The sequence below is a fragment of the Burkholderia sp. Leaf177 genome, assembly GCF_001424345.1.
GTDB lineage: Bacteria > Pseudomonadota > Gammaproteobacteria > Burkholderiales > Burkholderiaceae > Caballeronia.
In genome coordinates, this window is sequence record NZ_LMPF01000023.1 from 578,096 (window position 1) to 600,678 (window position 22,583).

General features: G+C 58.5%; 22 protein-coding genes. 6 read left to right on the forward strand and 16 right to left on the reverse strand.

The features are described 5' to 3' along the window. Positions 1–17 precede the first annotated feature (17 nt). Positions 18–1,112 carry a tartrate dehydrogenase gene (locus ASG35_RS23655; protein WP_056363424.1) on the reverse strand — a complete coding sequence of 365 codons (1,095 nt, stop codon included), beginning with the start codon at positions 1,110–1,112 and terminating at the stop codon, positions 18–20. Between the two features lie 135 nt (positions 1,113–1,247). On the opposite strand from ASG35_RS23655, the gene ASG35_RS23660 reads away from it, so the two are divergent. Continuing rightward, on the forward strand, positions 1,248–2,162 hold the full coding sequence (locus ASG35_RS23660) for a LysR family transcriptional regulator (RefSeq protein WP_056363425.1): 915 nt from the start codon (positions 1,248–1,250) through the stop codon (positions 2,160–2,162). Here ASG35_RS23660 and ASG35_RS23665 read toward each other — a convergent pair. Continuing rightward, complete coding sequence (locus ASG35_RS23665; RefSeq protein WP_056363427.1) at positions 2,159–3,013, reverse strand: AraC family transcriptional regulator; 855 nt, start codon at positions 3,011–3,013, stop codon at positions 2,159–2,161. The two genes, ASG35_RS23660 and ASG35_RS23665, sit on opposite strands and share 4 nt — an antisense overlap. 140 nt (positions 3,014–3,153) lie before the next feature. Further along, entirely contained in the window at positions 3,154–3,438 is a 285-nt protein-coding gene (locus ASG35_RS23670; protein ID WP_056363429.1) for a hypothetical protein, read from the reverse strand. Between the two features lie 270 nt (positions 3,439–3,708). On the opposite strand from ASG35_RS23670, the gene kynB reads away from it, so the two are divergent. Together kynB and ASG35_RS23680 are read left to right on the forward strand one after the other, a co-directional pair. Further along, on the forward strand, positions 3,709–4,350 hold the full coding sequence (gene kynB / locus ASG35_RS23675; RefSeq protein WP_056363859.1) for an arylformamidase: 642 nt from the start codon (positions 3,709–3,711) through the stop codon (positions 4,348–4,350). Positions 4,351–4,422: 72 nt separating this feature from the next. After that, the gene (locus ASG35_RS23680; protein ID WP_056363431.1) at positions 4,423–4,731 is read left to right on the forward strand and encodes a putative quinol monooxygenase; all 309 of its coding nucleotides are present in this window, start codon (positions 4,423–4,425) and stop codon (positions 4,729–4,731) included. 67 nt (positions 4,732–4,798) lie between these two features. On the opposite strand, the gene ASG35_RS23685 is transcribed toward ASG35_RS23680, so the two are convergent. Beyond that, positions 4,799–5,452, reverse strand: coding sequence for a glutathione S-transferase family protein (locus tag ASG35_RS23685; RefSeq protein ID WP_056363433.1), 654 nt, complete (start codon positions 5,450–5,452; stop codon positions 4,799–4,801). Between the two features lie 159 nt (positions 5,453–5,611). Here ASG35_RS23685 and ASG35_RS23690 point away from each other — a divergent pair, with 159 nt between their 5' ends. Continuing rightward, positions 5,612–6,178 carry a TetR/AcrR family transcriptional regulator gene (locus ASG35_RS23690; protein WP_156393328.1) on the forward strand — a complete coding sequence of 189 codons (567 nt, stop codon included), beginning with the start codon at positions 5,612–5,614 and terminating at the stop codon, positions 6,176–6,178. A gap of 73 nt (positions 6,179–6,251) precedes the next feature. Here ASG35_RS23690 and ASG35_RS23695 read toward each other — a convergent pair whose 3' ends face one another. The 6 genes from ASG35_RS23695 to ASG35_RS23720 all read right to left on the reverse strand — a co-directional run bounded on the left by ASG35_RS23695 (position 6,252) and on the right by ASG35_RS23720 (position 13,338). Then, positions 6,252–7,874 (reverse strand): ATP-binding protein, encoded by a 1,623-nt coding sequence (locus ASG35_RS23695; protein ID WP_056363437.1) that lies wholly within the window; start codon positions 7,872–7,874, stop codon positions 6,252–6,254. A 29-nt stretch (positions 7,875–7,903) separates the two neighbouring features. Further along, a complete protein-coding gene (locus tag ASG35_RS23700; RefSeq protein WP_056363439.1) occupies positions 7,904–8,581 on the reverse strand; it encodes an alpha/beta hydrolase in 678 nt (225 codons plus the stop codon). A gap of 101 nt (positions 8,582–8,682) precedes the next feature. Continuing rightward, a complete protein-coding gene (locus ASG35_RS23705; protein WP_056363441.1) occupies positions 8,683–9,411 on the reverse strand; it encodes a DeoR/GlpR family DNA-binding transcription regulator in 729 nt (242 codons plus the stop codon). Positions 9,412–9,524: 113 nt separating this feature from the next. Beyond that, the gene (locus tag ASG35_RS23710) at positions 9,525–10,661 is read right to left on the reverse strand and encodes a substrate-binding domain-containing protein (RefSeq protein WP_056363443.1); all 1,137 of its coding nucleotides are present in this window, start codon (positions 10,659–10,661) and stop codon (positions 9,525–9,527) included. A 104-nt stretch (positions 10,662–10,765) separates the two neighbouring features. Continuing rightward, entirely contained in the window at positions 10,766–11,764 is a 999-nt protein-coding gene (locus ASG35_RS23715) for an ABC transporter permease (protein ID WP_056363446.1), read from the reverse strand. Next, positions 11,761–13,338, reverse strand: coding sequence for a sugar ABC transporter ATP-binding protein (locus tag ASG35_RS23720; RefSeq protein ID WP_056363448.1), 1,578 nt, complete (start codon positions 13,336–13,338; stop codon positions 11,761–11,763). The genes ASG35_RS23715 and ASG35_RS23720 overlap by 4 nt, the downstream gene beginning before the upstream one ends. A gap of 317 nt (positions 13,339–13,655) precedes the next feature. Here ASG35_RS23720 and ASG35_RS23725 point away from each other — a divergent pair, with 317 nt between their 5' ends. Beyond that, entirely contained in the window at positions 13,656–14,201 is a 546-nt protein-coding gene (locus ASG35_RS23725; protein ID WP_056363450.1) for a YMGG-like glycine zipper-containing protein, read from the forward strand. Between the two features lie 73 nt (positions 14,202–14,274). On the opposite strand, the gene ASG35_RS23730 is transcribed toward ASG35_RS23725, so the two are convergent. From ASG35_RS23730 to ASG35_RS23740, 3 genes are all read right to left on the reverse strand, one after another. Next, positions 14,275–15,597, reverse strand: coding sequence for an SUMF1/EgtB/PvdO family nonheme iron enzyme (locus ASG35_RS23730; RefSeq protein WP_056363452.1), 1,323 nt, complete (start codon positions 15,595–15,597; stop codon positions 14,275–14,277). A gap of 100 nt (positions 15,598–15,697) precedes the next feature. After that, the gene (locus ASG35_RS23735; RefSeq protein ID WP_056363454.1) at positions 15,698–16,432 is read right to left on the reverse strand and encodes a helix-turn-helix domain-containing protein; all 735 of its coding nucleotides are present in this window, start codon (positions 16,430–16,432) and stop codon (positions 15,698–15,700) included. A 154-nt stretch (positions 16,433–16,586) separates the two neighbouring features. Then, on the reverse strand, positions 16,587–17,066 hold the full coding sequence (locus ASG35_RS23740; RefSeq protein ID WP_056363456.1) for a universal stress protein: 480 nt from the start codon (positions 17,064–17,066) through the stop codon (positions 16,587–16,589). Between the two features lie 225 nt (positions 17,067–17,291). Between ASG35_RS23740 and ASG35_RS23745 the strand changes: the two genes are divergently transcribed. After that, positions 17,292–18,797: an MFS transporter gene (locus ASG35_RS23745; RefSeq protein ID WP_056363458.1), complete on the forward strand. Its 1,506-nt coding sequence runs from the start codon at positions 17,292–17,294 to the stop codon at positions 18,795–18,797. A 37-nt stretch (positions 18,798–18,834) separates the two neighbouring features. On the opposite strand, the gene ASG35_RS23750 is transcribed toward ASG35_RS23745, so the two are convergent. The 3 genes from ASG35_RS23750 to ASG35_RS23760 all read right to left on the reverse strand — a co-directional run bounded on the left by ASG35_RS23750 (position 18,835) and on the right by ASG35_RS23760 (position 22,573). After that, positions 18,835–20,424, reverse strand: coding sequence for a DHA2 family efflux MFS transporter permease subunit (locus tag ASG35_RS23750; protein WP_056363460.1), 1,590 nt, complete (start codon positions 20,422–20,424; stop codon positions 18,835–18,837). 164 nt (positions 20,425–20,588) lie between these two features. Continuing rightward, on the reverse strand, positions 20,589–21,386 hold the full coding sequence (locus ASG35_RS23755) for an ABC transporter substrate-binding protein (RefSeq protein ID WP_056363462.1): 798 nt from the start codon (positions 21,384–21,386) through the stop codon (positions 20,589–20,591). A 32-nt stretch (positions 21,387–21,418) separates the two neighbouring features. Further along, a complete protein-coding gene (locus ASG35_RS23760) occupies positions 21,419–22,573 on the reverse strand; it encodes a methionine aminotransferase (protein WP_056363463.1) in 1,155 nt (384 codons plus the stop codon). Positions 22,574–22,583 lie beyond the last annotated feature (10 nt).

Genomic DNA, 22,583 nt, shown 5'->3' on the forward strand with positions numbered 1-22,583 from the left:
CCCGCGCGCCCGCAAGCTCAGGCTGTCTGCGGCGCATTCGTTTCATGCGACGCAAGCAGGGCACAGACGGCATCGGTGACTTGTCGTGTCGTGGCCTTGCCGCCCAGGTCACCGGTATGTAAGGAAGGGTCCGCCATCACGCGCTCGATCGCGGTCATCACCTTGCGGGCTGCTTCCATTTCGCCGAGGTGCTCGAGCATCATCACGACAGACCAGAAGGTGCCAATCGGGTTCGCGAGCCCCATTCCCATGATGTCGAACGCCGAACCGTGGATGGGTTCGAACATCGACGGATAGCGGCGTTCCGGATCGAGGTTGGCCGTTGGCGCAATGCCGAGACTACCGGCAAGCGCCGCGGCGAGATCGCTCAGGATATCGGCATGAAGATTGGTCGCCACGATAGTGTCGAGCGTCGCGGGGCGGTTCACCATGCGCGCGGTGGCGGCATCGACGAGTTCCTTGTCCCAGGTAACGTCAGGGAATTCCTTCGAGATCTGCAGCGCGATCTCGTCCCACATCACCATGGCGTGACGCTGCGCATTGCTTTTAGTAACGACGGTCAACAGCTTGCGGGGACGCGACGCAGCTAGGCGAAATGCGAAGCGAAGAATCCGCTCGACACCGGCACGCGTCATCATGGAAACGTCGGTGGCAACTTCTATTGGATGCCCTTGATGCGCGCGTCCGCCAATGCCCGCATATTCGCCCTCGGAATTTTCCCTGACGATCACCCAGTCGAGATCATCCCGGCCGCATCGCTTAAGCGGTGCATCGACGCCCGTAAGAATGCGCGTTGGGCGCACGTTCGCGTATTGATCGAAACCCTGGCAGATCTTTAGACGAAGACCCCAGAGCGTGACATGGTCGGGTATGTCCGGATCTCCGGCCGAGCCGAAAAGAATGGCGTCTTTATCGCGTAGTGCATCGAGGCCGTCGTCCGGCATCATCAGACCATTCGCGCGATAGTAATCTCCGCCCCATTCAAAATTTTCGAACTCGAATCCGAACGCGCTTGTATGCAACGCAAGCGCCTCTAGCACTTCCTGCCCGGCGGGGACCACTTCCTTGCCAATTCCATCTCCCGGAATGGTTGCGATGCGGTAATTCTTCATAGTCGTCTCTTGGCGGATTGAACGTCTGCTGCATCCTAAGGCGCAATAGCGCCCGTTAAACGCTGCTAAACTTAAATCGTTCTTAACCTGGAGTTAAGAATCAGGTTTTGCTTGTAGCCACTTAGCGCCAATAAGATGACCTCTCCAATCCAGGCAGAAGACTTGAGCTTCTTTTCAATACTCGCCGGCAGTGGCAGCCTTACAGCCGCCGCTCGCGAGTTGGGATTAAGTACCGCAGCAGTCAGCAAGCATCTCGCGCAAATGGAGGCGCGGGCAGGTGTCGCTCTGGTAAGCAGAACCACTAGACGAATGAGCCTGACGCCCGAAGGCGAGATTTACGTGGCGCGCGCGCGGCGCATCTTGATGGAAATGGATGAGCTCGCGCAATTGCTAGGCGGCGCGTCCGCTGCGCCAACGGGTCTGTTGCGCGTCAATGCAACGCTTGGTTTTGGCAGAAGCCACATCGCACCGGCAATTTCGCGCTTCGTGCGGATCTATCCAGAAGTCGATGTTCAATTGCAATTGTCGGTCGATCCGCCGCCGCTTAGCGAGAATGCTTTCGACGTTTGTGTGCGCTTCGGCGAGCCGCCTGACGCGCGCGTCATTGCGCGGCAAATTGCGCCCAACCGGCGCTTGCTCTGCGCTGCTCCAGTCTATTTTTCCGATCGTCCGCTTCCGCAAACGCCCGATGACTTGGCGCAGCACAATTGCATCGGCATACGTCAGGGCGACGACGGCTACGGCATCTGGCGGCTGATAAGCGGCCACGGTGCCGCGGAGAAAACGGATAGCGTCCGCGTTCGAGGCAACCTGACCACGAACGATGGCGAGATCGCCGTGAAATGGGCGCTCGAGGGGCACGGCATCCTGCTGCGCGCGGAGTGGGATATAACAGAGTATTTGCGCGATGGCAGGCTTCTTCACGTGCTGCCGGAATATCGCACGCCGGGCGCCGATATCTATGCGGTCATTCCGCAGCACTTGCAGACCACAGCGCGCGTCAAGGCGTTTATCGACTTCCTGATACTTGCCCTGCGCGACAATGCTTAAACGAGCGGCAAGCAAATCTCGGTGAGTAAATCGGCTGGGGCCGTCTCTTTCGGATTGTTCAGGTACGCTTCGAAGGCGGGTGCGTCGGCGGCTTCACGTCCAGATTGCGTCAACCACGCTCCATAGAGCCATTCATACGCCGCGCGCATGTCGCTGTAAGGTCCTTTGTGACGCAGCACGGCGTATTGGCCGCCGCGTACGTGCGTTAAGCTGACGGGTGGAGCAACGTCTATATCGCGCGGCAATACCACACCGGCTTTCGACCTTAATTCGGATTCCGGAACAATTCCCGGGTCATCGTAATAGATCCCTATCATGCGAATTTCCGGCGAGAGCAATTCGCGGCTTGCGAGCCAGCCGATCAGCGAATCGAACGCCTTGCCAATCTGCATATAGGGTCCTGAGTGATCGATAGAAACCACGGTCATTGCCGGAATGTCGCGAATGGTCACTTCATGTGAGGTCATTTGATTGTCTCCTGTCATGGCTGTCCGAAAGCGAATATGGTGGCCTTCGTTTCTATACTGTGCCGGCGGCATGCCGAACGCCGATCTGAACGTGCGTGAAAACGATTGCAAACTGCTATAACCCGAGCGCGCCGCAATCTCGGCAATGGGCATGTCGCCATTCGCAAGGAACCCGGCAGCCCGGTGCAACCGCAAACGGCGCACGGTGGCGGCTACGGTTTCGCCGTACATCGCTTGATAAATGCGGTGCCAGTGATACGGCGACAAACAGGCAATGTCAGCCAGCCGGCCGATGTCGAGCGGTTCGTCGAGGTGATCGTGGATATGGTCGAGAACGCGGTTGAGCCGTGTTTCGTAACGTGCCCGGTTGAGAAGGTCATTCATGACTATCGATAAAATCCGGAAGCCGAATGCCGATCAAAGTATCACAGTCCGCTTTACCAAATCCTGCGGATTTGACCAAACAATCAGGATGCGTGCCGGTTCAGAAACTGCCGTCGATAATCGTGGACTCAATCATGAATCTATTCATCCATCTCGTTCACGCAGCCGATCAATCGCGCGGGATCGGTCAGGCAATCCTCGATGGTTCCTTCGTCCTCGAACAGCATACGCAGCACACATGCTTCATCTTCCGTAAGGCCGGAATTCTCGAGTTCACCATCGCGGACGATGGTGTCGCAGTCGTCGAGCGTCAACTCGGCGATCACCGCCGAGGAAAGGGCAACGGGCCACTTCTCGCTGAACGCGACGGTGATCACTTTGCGTGCTTCGTCGTAGGCCCTGATCTCGACGCTGATGTAGGACATGATGTCGAACTCTCCAGTGAGACGGCCGCGAATGAATCGAGTGTAGCAATACAAAGCGCATGTAGTAAACCGCACGAATCAATGCACCAGAGCAAGGCATCGAGTCGCATGAATTCGCACTAAGATGAGGCGCGTTTTTTGAGCATTAATTCGTAAGCTTGTTGGGCTTGAACCGCTTTTATTCGACTAAGTATCCATCTCGCCTGGCGCTTTGCAAACAATCACCAAGGGCTTTCTCGTAAAATTGGCATGAACTCAACGGATAAAATCATGCCGCAAACGCTCTTCGACATCAGCGCTCCCATTGGTCCAGATACGCCAGTCTGGCCCGGCGATACCCCCGTCACGCTCGAACGAGTCTGGACGATGGAAGCGGGTTCGCCGGTCAATGTCGGACGCATGACGCTTTCGCCGCACACCGCAACACACGCCGACGCGCCGTTGCATTATGACCAGCACGGCGACGCCATTGGCGCAGTCGCGCTGGACGTGTACATAGGGGAGTGTGTGGTCCTTGCGGTCGAGCCAAAGACTTCGCATATCAGCATTGAAGAGATCGAATCTGCGTTGCTCAATGCAAGCTTGCAACTTTCCCCGCGCGTGCTGATCCGGACTTACGCAAAGGCGCCAATTGCCAAATGGGACAATGAGTTCGCGGCAATCTCAGCCGATGCAATCGACTGGCTCGCTGAGCGCGGCGTGAGGCTCATAGGAGTCGATACACCTTCGCTCGATCCGCAAGAGTCGAAGACAATGGACGCGCACCATCGCGTCCGTGCGCACAAGATGGCGATTCTCGAAGGCCTGATACTCGATGACGTTCCCAATGGAACCTACGAGTTGATCGCGTTGCCTTTGAAGTTGACCACGCTCGATGCAAGTCCGGTGAGGGCGATCTTGCGAACGTATTGATGCACGGGATATGCGTTCACAAGAACGGGATTATCATTCAACGCGTTCCTTGATCACATTGGAGAAGATTGGATGATTCATGTCATTGCCACTATCACTGCAAACCCGGGCAAGCGTGCCGACGTGCTCGCGTTGTTCAGCAAGAACCAGCCGGCAGTCCTGGCGGAACAGGGATGTATAAGCTACGAGGCTGTGATCGATGTACCCGGGGCCGGTGCGATCCAGACGCCGCTTGGAGACGACACGTTCTTAGTCATTGAACGCTGGGAAAGCGTTGATGCGTTAAAGGCGCATGCAGCGTCCGCCCATATGGCGGAATACGGCCGTAATACCGCACCGCTCCTAGCTAAACGTGTGATCAATGTGCTTCAGGTTGCCTAACGGAAGGGCTAATTCTCCGATCGATTCGTGAAGCTTATCGATCGGAGGGAAACCTGACGCAGCCGAACTAAGCCTGCCCACTCCGATTCTTGACACTGGGCCGCTCTGCAATCTTCTTCTGCCAAGCGGCAAGCGCAGTGCAATCATCGGGAATGGTCACGGTCGTAAAACCGGCGTGCAAAAGCGCGGCATAAGCCGTGATATCGGCCATCGAAAATTCGTCGCCTGCTATGTACGGCTGCGTTTTCAGCACGCCGTCGAAATACCTCATGCCGCGTACGAATTTTTCTCGCTGGCGCTCGCCCCATTCCTTCCTGTGCGACCATTCAGGACTTTTATAAGCCAGCAGGCGATCGCCTAGCCCGGGTGTTGCGTGGTGGAAATAGTCGCCGATCGCATCGATAAGCTGGTCGTCCGCGCGTTTTTGCATCATGTGAATGATAGCTTTCTGCTTGGGCGTCTTGCCGGTAAGCGTGGGGTTGCCGTCGAGATTGTCGAGATATTCGGTGATCGCAACACTTTCGGAAATGATGGTGCCGTCGTCGAGTTCGAGCACCGGAACCGTACCCGTAGGATTGATTGCAAGGAAAGCGTCTTGCTTATGCTCGGCGGCAATCAGATCGACTTTGACAAATTCAATCTGGGCGTCCAGACCCTTTTCCGCGAGTACGATGCGGATGCGTGCCGGATTCGGGAAGCCCGGGGTGTCGTAAATCTTCATGATCAGTTCCTTATCTATCGATAGGTTAATGGGTTCAGCGAAGATTAGGACCTCACGAACGCGCTGTCAACAACAATCTATCGATAGATAAGGCGCCGGTTCGAGTTATCTATCGATAGAGATATAATCAGGGTTGTTTTCAGACCGAGGAAATTCCTGATGGCCAATATCGATACGCGGGAAAAAATCATGAGCGTGGGCCGTCTCATGGTGCAGAGCAATGGCTACAACGCACTGAGCTTTCGGGAAATCGGCAAGGAAGTGGGGGTGTCCAGTGCAAGCATCCATCATCACTTTCCGACCAAGGGCGACCTTGGCGCAGCGCTCGCACAACGTTATACGGAAGATGGCATCGCAGCGTTCGAACAGATACTCGCGACGTCCAGGACGGTCCGCGAATGCATCGACGCTTATGCGGGGATATTCCGGGCGGCGCTGGTGAACGAGAACCGGATGTGCCTTGTGGGATTGATGTCTGCCGAACATGACGACTTGCCCGACGAAGTGCGCGCGGAAGTCAATCACTTCATCAGCGTCAATATCGAGTGGCTTGCAGAAGTGCTGTCACGTAGAAAAACCAAGGCGAGTAAGCAGGCAATTCGGCATCAAGCGCTTGCAATCTACGCGGCTGTTGAAGGTGCTCAGCTTGTTGCCCGAGGACGAGGGGACATTGCACTTTACGATCAGGCAGTGACGGCCTACCGCGCCGCTGGGTTGTTACCGTGATTTTTATTCGCCTGCTCGTGTCATTCGCGCGCATATTCCTTGAGGCCTGAACGAGTCGCCTTGCACAGCGACCTCAGGCATGCCCGCGAAATAGCGCACACATCCTGAACGCGTCCTCCGAAAGCGGAATCTCTTTCGCGCGGCAGTAACGCGTTGTCAGCTTGAGAAGTTCCTTGATATCTCGTCCGCTCGCTCGATGGTATGTACTTGTCAGCGCTTCGATCAGATCGCTGCCGAGATCCGCGCCCAACTGCTCGCCTAGCAATTTCCAAAGCAGCATTGCGTCCGTCTTAGACGGCGTCTCGTACTGGATCTTGGCGATGCAACGCGACAGGATCGCGTCGTCGACATCGTCCACGCGATTGGTCGTCATAAAAAGCAGACCACTGAAATATTCGAGCGTGCGCAAAAATTCCGCAACGATAGCGTTGTGTTCGAGATCGTTATCCCGGCGGCGAATGTAGACATCGGCTTCGTCCAGAAGCAGGATCGAATCCCAGCGTACCGCACGTTGCAATATGCCGGACAGCGTAGCGCCGACCGATGCCGCCGTTGTTCCCAACTGCCCGGAATGCACGCGGTACAAAGGTTTCCTCACTACTTCCGAATAGACCTCCGCGGTCAGCGTCTTGCCGAGTCCCGGCGCGCCTTGGCACAGGATGGTCGTACCGCTCGACTTGCCGGGCACGAAGTCCTGCACGAACACGCGATTTTTCGATGTCAGGATATCGATCAGATCACGATGGTGCTTGGGCAGCACGAGCTTGTCGCGCAGCTCGGGCCGGTATTCATATTCCGCTATGTGCTGCGCGTGAACCCAGATGTTGCGATGCCATTCGAGATGAAACAGATACACGTAGCAATGCAGCGGGACTTTTTCGAAGCCGTGTTCCACGTTCGCGCTGCGCCAGAACTCGGCATCGGCAGTCATCTGAAAACGGCGCTCCAGCATCTCTTCGTCGTTGATGCACTTCGCGCTGACACCTTCCACAATACGCGTGAACTGAGCAGCGCCTTTTGTATCGACGGTAAACGCCGCCTTCGAAATGACGAACTGTGCGCCAAAGCGTGGCTGGATCTTAAGGAAGCGCTGCGCATGTTGTTCGTATTCACGCTTGAATTCCGCGCACTCTTTATAAAATCCAAACTCTGAAAGCAGTTCTGGAATGGTGCGGTTGACAATGTCATGCCGGTTGATCACGAGCGACGTCGTCATACCCGAAAGACGCATCTGGGGATCGGTGCGCTCCGAATTGGCCGACTGCATCGTGTTGGCCAGCATGTCGACAACCACGTACGGCGCGCCTTGCTCGGGCTCGACGTAACGCATGCGATGCACGAGCCAAGGCAAAAGCGTGCCGTCCTTCGCGCGCTTATACAGCCATCCATCGATAACATCACGCGCAAGATAAGCGATGAGCCCCGGCACCGTCTGATCGAGCGCCGGAATGGTACGAGCTTGTGGTGCGTTATAAATATTGTCGAGCGCGAGCATCTGGAACATCAGCGCGCTTTCGTTATTCGCCTTGCTCAAAGTGAACAGCGTGTTCAATGACTTCGAATCAAACAGCTTGCTCGACACGAGCATGGCGCCATGACATACACCATGTTCGTTCAGTTGCCGTGCGAGCGGCGATTCGGCTTCAATCATCGCGAGCAGTGGATGAACGAGCGATTCAGGTATTTCAAAGTCCATCAACACGCTCCCGAGACACCGACCCGCCGCTATTTGAGAAAAAACTGGACCGCCATGCTGACAACGTCCGGTTCAATGACATGCAAGCCATCGAACTCGACGTACTGCACGTTGTAACCCGCAGCCTTCAATTTTCCGGCGTTCGCGCGGCCGCTGGTTTCGATGGGCAGTTGTTCATCGCGCAGGCCGTGCGCTATGAAAACCTCCGGCGCACCCTCCTGCATGAAGACGGACATGAAACCGCCGGAAAATGCGATCACATGACTTGCGATATTGCCGTTAGTAATGCCAATTGATAAAGCGTAACTTGCGCCATCGGAAAACCCTGCGAACGCTATACGACGATTATCGATGCGGTAATGCGATGTGACCTCGACCAGTGCCTGCTGCAGACGCTCGAGGTCCGGACCGCTGCCGCCAATCACGATGTCCCATGTTGCATACGTTGAATGCGGTGCGAGGATCAGGAATTTGTCGCGCTCGGCATGTGCTTCCAGGAACGGCAGAACCTTCTCTGGAAAGCCGCCAGCGCCGTGGAACATCACGAACAACGGGACCGGGTCGAGCGCACCGAGCGCGGTTGGCACGAACAAGACCGCGTCGCGCTCGGTGCTTATATGCAGATGGTTGCGGCCGGCCGGCAGCGGCCCTTCAACGGGCTCCGCGGGCGTAAATGGTAGACGGCCGAACAACGAGGGATCGAGCATCGCGGACCTGATGACGTGCTGTGTAGATTGGCAAAACATTGATATGTAATATATCACCAATGGATTTCGATCTACAAGTCTGACATTCGGCTTCGCCTGATTCACTCACCCAGTGGGCGCAGCAACTGGCCGCGTTCGGTAATCAGCGAATCGAAATCGCCGATTTGCGAGAAGCGCACGGCCTTGACCTTGCCCATCTTGCTGGTATCGATCACGAGATGCTTTTCCACGGCGCTTGCCATGGCAGCTTGCTTGATTCCCACTTCGTGGAAGTTCCAGCAGGTCACGCCGCGCGTTTCATCCACGCCGCCGGCTGACATGAAAGCCTTGTTGATGCCCATGCGCTTGAGCGTGTCGATGCTTTCCTCGCTCGCGAACGAATCCGACGATGGCGCATACACGCCGCCCAGCAAGATCATCCGCACATTGGATTTGCGCCGCAAGATTTCGGCGATATTCAGCGAATAGCACACTACCGTGAGGTGCAGGTCCGCCGGAATCATGCGCGCGAGGTTAGTCAGCGTCGTACCGCAGTCGATAAATATTGTTTCGTTGTCTGAAATGATTCGCGCAGCCGTTGCGGACGCTTCGGCTTTCGCCTGGGCGAAGTGATCCTTTTCCTCATCGATGGTGTAGCTCGTGTGGTTGGGTACATCGGAGGTCCGCACAATATAACCGCCGAGATACGTGAACATGCCCGGGCTCGCGGCAATGTCGCGGCGCACCGTCATCTCCGATACATCCAGCAGCGTCGCGGCTTCACGCAAACGCAATACGCTTTGCTCGCGCAGCGTCTCGGCAAGCGTGCGCAGTCGTTCGTTCTTGGTCATGCGAGGATCTTGCGTGAAAGAAGGCGCGCCATTCACTGGCAGGGTTGACCACGGAGGCCCGGCAGCACGTCGATGCGCTGCCGGGACCATGTTCTACGCAACAAATCGACGCGTCAGCCGCACGCAGGCGCTGCCTTCTTGCAAGCGTCCGCCAGCGGCGCGGGCGGATCTTTCTTAAAGACGGTCTTGTAGGATTCGAGCACGTTCGACTGCACGACGGGCAACGACTGCACGCCGATCCACGCCGGTGGTGTCTGGCCGAGAATCGCCTTCATCATCGCCATGGCTTCAGCCACGCCCTGATCGTAGGGACGCTGCGAGCCCGTTGCCTTCAGCGGTCCGCCCTTTGCGATTTCAATTGCAGATTCGAGACCGAGATCGACGGTTGTCATCGGAATGGTCACGCCTTGCGCGCGCATGGACGTGAGCGTGTCGAGCGCCGGCTGATCCCAAACTGCGAAGAGACCCTTGACGTCCGGATTGCCGGTCAGGAAGTCGCCGGCGATCTGTCCGACCTTCGACGGATCGGTGAACGCAACCTGCTTGATCTTGATGTCCGGACGGTTCTTTTTCATCCAGTCGTTGACCGCTTTCGTGCGTTCTGTCGTGCTGAAATAATCGACGCCGAAATTCACCAGCCCGATCGTGCCGCCCTTCGCCACGCACGAAGCCAGCACCTTGGCCGCGATCTGGCCGTTGCCTTCGCTGTCGGCGGAGACCATGGCGGCATATTGTTCGGGATGCTTGAGACCTGTCGGAACGTTGTCCATGAACACGAGTTTGATGCCTGCCTGCGAGACTTTTTTATAGGTCGCGGCGGTCGCGGTGCCATCGACGGGAATGGAAATGATGCCGTCAGGATGCCGCTGGATCGTGTTCTCGATATCCGCAATCTGCTTGTCGACCTGATACTCCGCCGACGCCACGCCGATCACTTCCACGTTGTATTTCTTGAGCGTGTCCGTGATGCCCGCCACTTGCAACTGTGCCCAGTCGAGGTTCATGGTCTGCATGGAAATGCCGACCTTGTATTTGCCGGCCTTGATCTTGTCGGTTTCGGCGGCGGTGAGCTTGACTGTATCGACCGATGCAGCTTTTTCTCCGTTCGGCCCTTGTCCCACGATGGTCGAAGGTCCGATCGATGCCACCGGCAGGCCCGTCACGCATTGAGCGCTCGCGGTGGTGGTGCAAAGCGCGGCCACCACGCTGGTCAGCGCAACGGCAAGAGTTGATAAACGACGATGATTCATGATTTGTCTCCGTTGATTTTGTGTACTGAGTTTTGACCACACCGCCACGGAACCATGCAATGTCTTGTCACGGTTCCCACATCACGAGTCATCGACGTGCCTCGTTATTTCTTTGTGAATGCAACTGCCGCCACAATGATCGCGCCCTTGATGACCAATTGAAGCGACGAGCTCACGCCAAGCAGTACCAGCCCGTTGTTTAGCGTGCCGATGATAAGGCTCCCTAACAAAGTCCCGAGCACGAATCCGCGTCCGCCGAAAAGACTGCAGCCGCCGAGTGTGACGGAGGCGATGACATCGAGTTCGAGTCCTTGCACCACGTCGGGCCGCGCGGCATGCGAACGTGCGGCGAGTACGAGCGCGGCAAGTCCCGCAAGCGCGCCGGTGAGAATGAATGTGATCGTTGTCACGCGCCGGATGTTGATGCCGGAGTAGAGCGCGGCCGTCGGGTTGCCGCCGGCTGCATACACCCGTCGTCCGAAGACGCTGTAGTGCAGCAGCAGGACGCCGCCCATGACCGCAAGCAGTGTCCATAGAATCGGTACCGGTACGCCGAAGATATCGCCCTCGCCGAAGATCGAAACAAACGAGTCGTTCGTGATGATGACCGGCTTGGTGGTCGTGACAAGAAGCGCCAGGCCGCGCGCCGCGCTGAGCGTGCCGAGCGTCACGAGAAACGAGGGAATGTTCAGCCGCGTGACCACCACGCCGTTGATTGCGCCCACGATCGCACCGGTCCCGATCCCCGCAATCGCGCCGATCATCCAGCTGTCGCCGAGATGCGCCATCGCGAGCGCGGCGGACATGCCCGAAAGCGCCAACGTCGAGCCAACTGACAGATCGATTTGCCGCGCGATGATCACGAACGTCATGCCGATCGCGATGATCGACACCAGCGCGGTCTGCCGCCCGATGTTCAGAAAGTTATCGATGGAAAGAAACCACGGCGAAGCGAAACTGAACACGACCAGCAGGATCGCAAACGCCACGTACAGCATGTAAGGCCGTTCGCCCTGCAACAAAAGTCGCGCGAGCCGCAACGCACGGCTTGGCGGTTGCGCGGTCAGCGGGTCGGCCGCGAGCGGCGTGACGGAGTCGTTCATGTTGCGGGCTCTTCCTGGAAACGAGGGAGTTGGATCAAGTGGTGCAGCGCCTCGGCGTTGCTCACGCTTTCGCGATCGACCGTATTGACGATGGCGCCATCCACGACAATCGAAATGCGGTCGCACAGGCGCAGGAGTTCGTCCAGATCCGACGACACCACGAGCACGCCCGTGCCTGCGCGCGCGGCGTCGTGGACCACGGCGTAGAGCTCTTCGCGCGCGCCGACATCCACGCCGACAGTGGGTTCATCGAGAAGAAGAAGCGCGGGGCGCGGGCTATTCCATTTCGCGAAGACGACTTTCTGCTGATTGCCGCCCGAGAGGAATTTCACCTGGGTCGAAGGACCGGGCGCTTTTACGGCGAGCTGTTTCATCGCGGTCTTCGCCTGTTGCGCGGCGGCGCGGCTTTGCAGCCAGCCCGCGCGTGAAAAAAGCGTGAGCCACGGCAGCGTCAAGTTTCGTTCGATGGAATGATCGAGCACGAGCCCTTCCACGTGCCGGTCTTCCGGTACGAGCGCAATGCCGAGCTTGATCGCGGCGGCGGGCGTCAGACGTTCGACGTTTCGGCCGTTGATTGCGAGCGTCCCTTGTGCAACTTCGCGCAGCCCGAAGAGCGTTTGCAGAATCTCGGTTCGGCCGCTTCCTATAAGTCCGGCGAGGCCGTGGATCTCGCCCTCGCGCACCGTGAGGCTGACGTCGTGCAGACGATCGTTACTGATGCCGGACATCGTGAGAACGGGCTTGTTGTCGATCTCGTAAGCAAGCTCGCGCGGCGTGCCGGCCGCGACCTCGCGCGCGTGCATTGCGGCATGCCCGGGTCCGACGATTGCCGCGACCAGCTCCTTCATGTTCGTCTGCGCGGTCGTGTAAGAACCGGCGTTGGCGCCGTCGCGAAACACGGTGACGCGCTGCGAGATCCGGAAGACTTCATTGAGCCGATGCGTCACGTAGATCACGCCCACGCCACGATCCGTCACCGTGCGGATTGCCTTGAAGAGGATTTCCTCCTCGCCGCCGGTGAGCGCGGACGTGGGTTCATCGAGGATCAGGACGCGCACGTCGCCCATCAGCGCCTTGCAGATTTCCGTCATTTGCCGATACGCAAACGGCAGCGATCCGACCATGGCGCGCGGATCGAGCGGAATGCCATGCGCTTTCAAAAATTCGCCGACGCGCGCCATGAGCTCGCGCTTTTTGACAAAGCCGAGACGTGTGCGCGGTTCGCGGCCGAGCATCAGGTTCGCGCCGACCGACATGGATTCGACCAGGCTCAGGTCCTGATAGACCACCGCGACGCCGGCATCGCGCGATCTGGCGGGGGAATCGAATGCAACGCGCGCGCCGTCGATCTCGATCACGCCCTGATCGCATGCATGCACGCCGCTCAGGATCTTGATGAGCGTGGATTTCCCCGCGCCGTTTTCGCCCAGCAGCGCGTGGACTTCGCCAGGAAGCACCTCGAGGTTCACGCCGCGAAGCGCCTGCACGCCGCCAAAACGCTTGGTGACGCCGGCCACGCGGATCAAGGGCGCGGCCATATCGGGCGATAAAGCGGCCACGGATGGCTCACTCATGTCGCATGTCTCCTTCGTCAGGCGATGCCTGCGATTTTTTGTGCATTGCGAGAAAACGCACGTTTTGTTGTCACGTTTCCATCGTATGGATGATGGATCGATAACATTTGATGGCTCCATACTCGGCCTTCGCGGATCTCGATGTAATAAGTGCATCTTCTAATGTGAAGATCCTGACTTTCCTGATAGTTTTAATTGCTCGCAATGCCGGCCACGCGAAATCGGAGCCGTTAAGAAATGATTAGTAACCATTGAGTAACCAATTGGTCCCTGAATTGCTCTAACTTCGTGACTTCGGCACTTTGGATTGTTGCGATATGAACTCAGGCAAGTTACTCAGCATCGCCGCGCTCGGCGGCGTGATTCTGGTCAGCGGCTGCGCAGTCGTGCCGCCGAGCGGTCCGAGCATTGTTGCGTTGCCGCGGTCGGGCGAACCGCTCGCCACATTCCAGGCGGACGACTATGAATGCCGCAATTACGCGTTCCAGGCGGGCAATCCGCAAGGCGCGGCGCAGGCGGCAACCACGAACAGCGTCAACAGCAGCGTGCTCGGCACGCTTGGCGGCGCGGCAGCGGGAGCCTTGATTGGGGCGGCGGCGGGGAATCCGGGTGCGGGCGCGGCGATTGGCGCAGGCGGCGGGTTGCTGGTTGGCAGCGCAGCGGGCGCGAATAGCGCTCAATACTCGGCCGCGGGTCTGCAAGGCCAATACGATGCAGCGTATGCGCAATGCATGACGTCGAAGGGCAATACGATTCAGCAGCCGCAAGTCTATGCGCCTCAGCCGGTTTATTACGCACCGCCGCCGCCGGTCTACTACGCGCCGCCGCGACCGGTTTATTACGCACCGTATCCGTATTACTGATCGACTTCGAATGGTGTTAGAAAGAAAAAACCGGCCCTTCAGGCCGGTTTTTTTCGTTGTTGATCAAGCGTTCTCAGGCAGCACGGACGCAGCGGAACCCCGCGTAGACATATTGATAATGCGCCTGGAACCAATTGCGAAAACTCGGCCGGAGCATGCATGCCGCCGTGCGCGGCGAACCGCCTTTGAGCACGTAATGCTGGTCATCGTAGAAATTCGCGGAGTAGCCCAGATAAAACGAGAACGGTTCAAACCCAGGTAACGGCCCGAACGCGGTCGATGTCCACTCCCAACCATTACCGAATTGCCCCGCTACGCCGGCCGCGCTGCGATTCTCCGGATGCGCTTGCACGGGCGAGGGTTCCCATCGGCGGAAATCGAAGTTGCCGTTTTGCGCGTGCGGCGCACCCTCGGCCGCGCGCTGCCATTGCGCTTCCGTTGGCAGCGATTTGCCCGCCCACTTCGCGTACGCGCTGGCTTCGGCGTGGCTCACGTACACCGGCCAGTCGGCGGGCAACGCGATCTCGTCGAACATGGTCCGCAGCTTCCACGCGTCGGAATTTAAGGGATCGCGGACCCAGAATGCGGGTTTGTCGATACCTTCGCTTTCGAGCCACGCCCAGTCGGCATCGCGCCAGAGATCGCGGTTCGAATAACCGTCGGCCCGCATGAAGTCGAGCCAATCCGCATTCGTGACCATGTAGCGATCCATCTGGAATGCCGGCACGTCCACCTTGTGTTCGCCGAACTCGTTGTCCCAGCCGAAAGTTCCGCTTTCGCGCGTGAGGCCGAGCGTTGCCGTGCCGGCGGGCACGTGGATCATTTCGCGAATGGCGTCGGTACTGAGCGGATGCCGGGCTTCCTGCTCGGTCACATCCGGGCCGGTTTTCTGATGCAGAGGCAACTGATGCAGCATGTAGGCGAGCGTCTCGGCGTGCATTAGCCGGTGTTCGATCGCGACTTCCAGCAGTGTCTCCGGCTTGATATCGGACGCGGCGAAAGTGCCATCTGTGTCTGCACGGTTTGTAATATCGACGGGGTCGAAACGTGTGTCGATATCATCGCGAATACGCTTCACGTATGCCCGGATTGTCGCAAGCGCCGGCCAGTCGTGTGGCTGATCGGTTGGCAGGCCGCCATCCACAGGATCAATGCCGAACGCAAACAACTGGTCGAACTCGGCGTTGGGACTGGGAAGGTCGAAGAGGCGTTGATCGAAGAGATTCCGGTCGAACGCTTCAAGATGGCCGATGTAAAACACGATCCGATGCCGCTCGGCAATCGGCCGCTCATACAGGAATTCAGGCTTGACGATGTCAAAAAGCGCGTCAGTCGTTTGACGCGCCTCGCGCAGGCGGACAAGCAGCGGGTGCAGCGGGGTAGGTTCGCGATTCATCGCTCTTTTCTCCGGGCAGTGGCCGTGCGAAACGATAAATCGTAGCAGAGGACATGCCAGGCGTGCTTGAACCGCGGCCGACTTGCAAACGCCGCTTTCTTCAGACGGCGCGGAGGCCGTCGAAATCGAGAATATGGATCAACTTGCCGTCGGCTTGAAGGAGCCCTTTCGCCTGAAAACGCGACAGCGTCCTGCTGACGGTTTCCAGCGTGATACCAAGAAAACTGCCCATGTCGTCGCGCGTGAAGCGCAGGTTGAATTCGTTGCCGGCATAACCGCGGCGCGTCAGCTGCGAAGAAAGATCGAGCAGCAGTGCGGCGACTCGTTCGTCCGCGCGCAAGGTGCCGAGAATCACGGTTTGTGCAGATTTCCGGACGACTTCGCGGCTTAGCAACTGCAACAAGCGCCGCTGGATTGCGCTGGACTCGCGGCAGGCGCGCTCAAAAGCCGTGAGGGGAACCACGCACACGGAACTGTCTTCCAGCGCCACGGCGCGGCACGCATGGTGACCGTCGTCGAAACCTTCGAGGCCCAGGGCATCGCCGCCCAAATGCAGGCCCATGACCTGATCGCGACCGTTTGCGCTGGTTATGACCGTCTTGAGCGAACCTGAGCGGATGGCATAGATTGCATCGAATGTATCGCCGATACGAAACAGCGTTTCGCCGCGCTTGATTGCGCGGGCGTTGACGATGACGGATTGCAATTTGTCGGTGTCGCCGGAGGACAGGCCCTGGGGCACGCAGTATTGCCGCAACGAGCATGTCGTGCAGTGCGCGGCGTGGCGCGGGCCGGCGGAAAGGGCGATGGCGGAAGTCTCGTGCAGGGTCTGCATGGCATGCTCGGTTATGTGAACAATTTATAAAACCTTGATCTGGAACAAGGAAATTGTCCCATCGATGCCATGCCGTTTCGGGTGGCAAAACGTCACGCACAACTTATTGCAATGGCGCGCGGCTGGCCGTACCGCGCGCCGATTGGTCCAAAGCTCAGGCCGCGACCTGCGCCTCGACTTCCGGCCCGCCTGCCGCCGATGGAATCAGCAGCACCGGCAAGGTTGCCTGCCGGAGACAACGTTCCGCGACGCTGCCGAGTATCAGCCGTTGAAAACCTTTGCGTCCGTGCGTGCCCATAACGAGCAAGTCTGCGTTGAACGCTGCGGCCGCTTTCAACACGAGTTCGGCAACATCTTCGGCTGACGATGCCTCGCTTACCAGCACTTGGCCTTCCACGCCGCGCTGCTTCATTGCAGCGTTGGTTTCGGCGGCGAGGGTCACGCCCTGATCGGCGAGCTGAGTGCGAAGTATTGAAGGATCGTAGCCGGGGACATCGTAGTAAATCGGCGCCTCGTCGATTACGTAGAAAGGCTGTAGCACTGCGTGGTGCGTGGCGGCGAGTTCGAGCGCGGTGGCGAATGCACGGCTCGATGTACGGCTGCCGTCGATAGCAACGACTATTCGGTTGAACATACGATTCTCCTTCCTCGGTTAAAACAACGTGCTTTCATTTGTCCGACTGTAGTTATTGCTGATCGTTCCTTTATTAGATCGCCGCGCGGCCGGTGAATTAATGGCGTCATACAATTCAGCCCTTGTCTTTGTTTATCTGCCTATTTTCTGCCCGTGTCCCAAGCCGCCGCCAGCACCGACCCGCATACCGCTTCGCCCCTTCCTTTTAGAAATGCCCTTCTGGCGATGCTCGGCATCGGTCTCGTCAACATGCTCGTCGCGCTCGACCAGACTGTGGTGAGTACCGCGCTGCCGTCCATCGTCGCGGAGTTGCACGGCTTCGAGTACTACGCGTGGATTGCGAGCGCGTATTTGCTGGCATCGGTGGTGACGGTGCCGGTGTTCGGCCGGCTCGGCGATTATTTCGGGCGCAAGCGTTTTGTGATCGCCGCGGTCGTCACGTTCACGGCGGCGTCGGTGTTGTGCGGCGTGGCCAACGACATGTTGTTCCTGGTCATCGCGCGCGGCTTGCAAGGCGTCGGCGGCGGCATGATGGTGGGGACCGCGTTTGCATCGATTCCCGATCTTTTCCCCGATCCACGTCTGCGCGTGCGCTGGCAGGTGGTCATGGCGGCGTCGTACGGGATTGGCACGGCGGCCGGTCCTTCGCTTGGCGGCTGGATGAGCGAGCACTGGGGATGGCGCTCGACGTTTCTGATCAACTTGCCGGTGGGTATCGCCGCGTTTTATTTCATCTGGGCGCATTTGCCGAACTATCGGCGCCCGCGCGAGGGCGCGGTGAAGATCGACTGGATGGGCGCGGCGCTCGTTGCGCTGGTTCTCGGCGGGCTGCAGGCATTCATTGAAGGCGTGCCGAAGAGTGGCTTGACGACCGGCAATATCGTTCTTGCACTCTGCGTGGTGATCGGCGCCGTTGCGTTGTTGATGTGCGAACGGCGCGCGACACATCCGATCATTCCCCTCGATCTGTTCAAGGACCCGCAACTCGTGACCCTGTTCACGTTGTCCGTGCTATCCGGCTTCGTGATGTTCTCGCTGATCTTCTTCGCGCCGTTATTGTTGCAGGGCGGGTTTGGTTTATCGCCGCAAGAAGCGGGTTTGCTCGCCACGCCGATCGCAATGTTTATCGCCATTGGCAGCTTTATCAATACGCGGATCGTGATTCATTTGCGCAAGCCGACCATGATTCTTTCCATCGGTTTTACGCTGCTGCTGTTTGCGTGCATCGCGCTTTCGTTTGCGAGCGCATCGACGCCGCATATTTGGATCGAGATACCGATGGCCGGGATCGGCATTGGCCTCGGTTTCATTTTGAACAACCTGAATGTGTTCGGCCAGGAAATCGCCGGGCGCGAGCGCTTCGGCATTACCACGGCCTTATTGCAATCCACGCGCATGGTGGGCGGGATGCTTGGGACCAGCGTGGTCGCGACGATCGTTCAGCATCATTACCGCGATGTGATCACGCGCACGCTTCGCGTCCTGGGCGAACCGGCGAGCGTGGCGTGGCTGCCGAGGTTTAATGATCCGCGCATTCTAATCGATACCGCGTTGCGATCAAAGCTTCTCGCCGATCTCGCGCCCGTTGGACTGGATGGTCCGGCGCTGATCGAAAGCGCACGTGAAGTGCTCGTTCAATCGATTCACATAGGCGTGATGCTGACCGCCGTGGCCGCGTTATCGGCTGTATTGATGGTGCGACGCGTCTCGCACATCACGTTCAGAAAGTAGCAGAGCTCGTTGTCATCAACGAGCCCCGTTTCCAGACTCAGTGCGCGCCCGCAGCCGCGCCGCCACCGCCGCCTTTCGCGCGTTTCGTGATCCAGATCAGTGGAATGATCAGAATGAAAATCACGGCCGAAGCGAAGAAAATATCGTTAAGTCCCATCATCGCGGCTTGCGTGTTCACGGTGAAATCGAACAACCCGCGCGCCTGCGCTTCGTTGACGTGCAACGTGTTCTGCGACGCCTGAAGCGACGCCATGAAGGCGGGGTTATTCGCATTCGCCTGCTCGGTCAGCCGTTCGTGGTGAAGCGCGATCCGGTCGGTCCACGCGTTGCCGCACAACGAGGTCCCGACAGCGCCGCAAAACACGCGCGCGAAATTCGATAGACCCGCCGCCGCCGGAATCTTAGAAGGCGGCAATCCCGACAAGATGATCGATGTCAGCGGCACGAAAAACAGCGCCATCGGAATGCCTTGCAACAGCGTGGGCAGCACGAGATGCCAGGTATCGATTTCGATCACGTATTTCGAGCGCATATAAAACACGATCGCAAAGCCAATAAACGCCAGCGTCGCGACCACACGCGCGTCCGTGCGCGGCAAAACCTTGCCCATCACCGGCGCAAGGATCACGGCAAAAATACCCAATGGCGCGGTGACGAGACCGGCATCGACCGACCGGTAATTGAGGTATTGCTGCATCCATTGCGGCAACAACACAAGATTGCCGAAAAACACGCCATACGCCACGGAAATGGCAACCGTGCCGCCAAAGAAATTACGTCCGGCGAACAAGCGTAGATCCACTACGGGATTTTTCTCGGTCAACTCCCAGACCACAAAAAACGCAAACGCGATCATCGCGATGATGCCGAGCCAGACGATCAGCGGCGACGAAAACCAGTCGAGGTCGCGGCCTTTGTCGAGCATGATCTGCAGGCACGCAACCCATGCAATCAGCAACATCAATCCGACTGTATCGATAGGCGCCTTGCGCGTCGCCGATTCCCGTTTCCGGTAGATGAACCACGTGACGCTCGCGGCGAACAATCCCACCGGAATGTTGATGTAGAAGATCCACGACCACGAATAACTATCGGTGATCCAGCCGCCCAAAGCCGGACCCGCAATCGGCCCGACGACCGCGGTCATCGCCCAAAGGGAAAGCGCCATGGACGCTTTCTCCTTCGGATATGAACCCAGCAAGATGGCTTGCGAAAGCGGGATCAGCGGCCCGGCAACGGCGCCTTGCAACACGCGCGCGGCGAGCAGGATTGGCAAGGTCGGCGCAAGTCCGCACAGCCATGAAGAAATCACGAACAAAAGAATCGCGCCGACAAACAACTTGATCTGGCCGATCCGCTGGGTCAGCCAGCCGGTCAGCGGGATCGATACTGCATTGGCCGCGGCAAATACGGTGACCACCCACGTGCCTTCGTCCACTGACACGCCCAGATTGCCGGAAATGGTCGGAATGGCGACGTTTGCAATCGATGAATCGAGCACGTTCATGAACGTCGCCAAAGCCACGGCGATGGTTGCCAGGACGAGCTGGCCACCTTTGAGGGGTTCGGGCGGTGCCGGCGCGGCGGGCGCGCCAGACGTGGCAGGTGCGGCGGGGGCAGTGCTCATGGGAGATCCGGATGAAAGCGGCCGCACGAAAACCCGTGCGGCCGACGATGCTGAAGCAAATGGATGCTACGACAATGACTGCCATAGCAACAAATTGTCGCTAGTGTGCCAGCGTTCAAAAATCCGTGCTGGCTACAATACTTTCATTCAGATCTGAAACGCTTTCATTTAACCGACACGTCGATATCGCCGAGATGTTTCTTCGCGGCCTTCGCAATCGTGCCATCCGCCTGCAGCTTGGCGATAGCCGTATCCAGGCGTTGCTTCAGCGCCTTGTCGCCTTTGCGGACACCGAACGCAATGCCGCTGCCGAGGATTTTGTCATCGTGAACCGGGCCGCCTGCGAACGCGTAACCCGCGCCATCCGGCTTCGATAAAAAGCCTGATTGCCCGGCCGCCGACATGACGAGCGTGCCGTCCAGGCGGCCAGCCTTCAAGTCGGTATAAGCCTGATTCTGATCCTGATAGGCAACCACGTTCACGCCTGCATTGGCCCAGTGCGCCTTCGCAAAGGTTTCCTGCACCGAGCCCGCCAGCACGCCGATATTCTTGCCCTTCAGCGATTCAGGCGTGGGCGCAAGTCCGCTTCCCGTCTTGGCAATCAACTGCGTCGGCACGTGATACACGACGTTCGTGAAATCGATGGCCTGGCGCCGTTGATCGGTTGCGTTCATCGCGGAATTGATCGCGTCGAACTTGCGGCCTTGCAGCGCGGGAATCAGGCCGTCGAACGAGGTCTCGACCCACGCGCATTTCATCTTGGCCGCGGCGCAAACCGCATTGCCGATATCGATATCCAGGCCCTGCAATTCGCCCGACGCCGACTTCGATTCGAATGGCGGATATTGCGCTTCGATGCCGTAGCGCAGCGTGTCGGTATCGGCGGCGAAAGCGGCGGTCGCCGTGCACAACGACGTTGCGATCAACATGGCGCCGGCCAGCGCGTGAAGGCTCTTCTTCATGAAATGATTCTCCCGGATGGTGTTCGATGAGTTCAAACCGTGCACAAACGGCGCGCGCCTTCGCGCAACGTGTCGTCGTCCTTCGCAAAGCTCAGGCGGATGATGCGGTTGTCGGTGCCGTCGGTGTAGAACGCGGATAACGGGATTGTAGCGACCCGCGTTTCACGAATCAGCCGCAGCACGAAGTCGCTGTCGGTTTCGTCCGAAAACGCACCGAAGCGCGCCAGCATGAAGAAGCTGCCCGCGCTCGGCAGCAACTCGAAACGTGATCCGGCGAGCGCCTCGGCCAGCAGGTCGCGTTTCTTCTGGTAGAACGCGCCGAGACCGAGATAGCTCGATTCGTCGCCGAGGGCTTCGGCGAAGGCGATCTGCATGGGGGTATCGGCGGAAAAGGTCATGAACTGATGGACCTTGCGGATCTCGTTGGTCAACTCCGCCGGGGCGAGCGTGAAGCCGACGCGCCAGCCGGTCACGTGATACGACTTGCCAAACGACGACACGATCACGCTGCGTTCGGCAAGCGCCGGATAACGCGCCATGCTGTGATGCAAGGCGCCGTCGAAGACGACGTGTTCGTACACTTCGTCCGACAAAACGATGATCTTCGAATCGCGGGTAAGCGCCGTGAGACGCTCGATGTCTGCGCTCGTGAACGCGCTGCCCGATGGATTGTGCGGCGAATTGACGATGATCATGCGCGTGCGCGGCGTGATGGCCTCCTGAACCTCGTCCCAGTCGATATGGAAATCCACCGGCGAAAGTTTTATCGCAATGGGCGTGGCGCCCTGCAACTGGACGATCGGACCGTAGCTGTCGAAGGAAGGCTCAAAGTAGATGACTTCGTCGCCGGGATGCACGAGCGCGCTGATGGTCGCGTACAAACCTTCGCTCGCGCTGGCGACCACGGTGATTTCGCTCGCCGGATCGTAGGTCGCGCCGTAGAGCTTTTGCGTTTTCAGCGCCAGCGCTTCGCGCAATGCGTGGACGCCGGACATGGGCGCGTACTGGTTATGCCCGTCGCGCATGGCTCGCGCGGCGCTCTCCACGAGCTTCGGATCCGGCGCGAAGTTCGGCGCGCCTTGCGAAAGATTCAGCGCGTGATGTTCCTCGGCAAGCTGGCCGATGACGGTAAAGATGGTCGTGCCGACAGCGGGCAGCTTCGATTGAGGGGTCCAGGCGCTTTTCACGACAACTCTC